A 1214-nucleotide genomic window follows, 5' to 3' on the forward strand; every position below is an offset into this window, starting at 1 on the left:
CCCGCCGAGCGCGCGTATCTGCTGGAGGAGCTGAACCGGACGGCATCGGCCTATCCGTCGGACGTGTGCATCCATGAGCTGTTCGAGGCACAGGTGCAAAAAGCGCCGGATGCGGTGGCGGTGGTCTATCAGGACCAGCGCGTCAGCTATGGCGAGCTCAACGCGCACGCCAACCAGCTGGCGCATCATCTGATCGGGCTCGGGGTGAAGCCGGACCAGCCGGTGGCGATCTGCGTTGCGCGCAGCGTGGCGATGGTGGTCGGGCTTTTGGCGATCCTCAAGGCGGGCGGGGCGTACCTGCCGCTGGACCCGGCCTATCCGCCGGCGCGGCTGCGGCAGGTTCTCGACGATGCGGCGCCGCGATTGCTGCTGGCGGATGCGGCGGGGCGATCGGCGCTGGGCGACGATGCGCTAGCCGATGTGAGCGTGGTGGATCTGGAGACGGCCATGCCGGAATGGGCAGACCTGCCGGCGTCGGATCCGGACCCGCGTGCGCTCGGGCTGACCTCGCGCCATCTCGCCTATGTGATCTACACCTCCGGATCCACAGGTGCGTCCAAGGGGGCACAGAATGAGCATCGGGCTATCGTCAATCGCTTGATTTGGATGCAGAACGCCTATGGTCTCAAGGCAACTGATGTCGTGTTGCAGAAGACGCCATTTGGCTTCGATGTCTCGGCCTGGGAGTTCTTCTGGACCTTGCTTGAAGGGGCGACCCTGGTGCTGGCGCCTCCGGGCACGCACAGAGATCCCACTGCATTGGTCGACTTGATCATCAGCCAGCGCATCACGACGGTTCACTTCGTGCCATCCATGCTGGTCAGCTTTATGGATGCGAAGAGTGTTGAGCGCTGCACATCGCTGCGACGAGTTTTATGCAGCGGCGAGGCGCTCCCTGCCGCCAGTGTGCATAGGGTTCGGCGCCTCTTGCCTTGGACAGGCCTGCACAATCTCTACGGTCCGACGGAAGCTGCGATCGATGTGACAGCGTGGAGTTGTCCGGATGAGTTTGATGCCGCTATTGTCCCGATCGGCCGTCCGATCGCGAACACGCGGATCTATCTGCTTGACGGTCATGGTGCACCGCTTCCGTTTGGCGCGGTGGGAGAGCTCTACGTCGGCGGGGCGGGGGTGGCGCGCGGCTACCTGAACCGGCCCGAGCTGACCGCGGAGCGGTTCATCGCCAGTCCCTTTGTGGACGGCGACCGGCTGTA

1 protein-coding gene is annotated in these 1214 nt (G+C 64.3%); it reads left to right on the top strand.

Annotated elements, in window-relative coordinates:
* Window positions 1-1214 (top strand): amino acid adenylation domain-containing protein (locus tag YU9_RS44200; protein WP_036019508.1); only part of this gene is annotated, 1214 nt, incomplete at both ends.

The sequence above is a fragment of the Bradyrhizobium sp. WSM1743 genome (genome assembly GCF_000473065.1).
GTDB lineage: Bacteria > Pseudomonadota > Alphaproteobacteria > Rhizobiales > Xanthobacteraceae > Bradyrhizobium.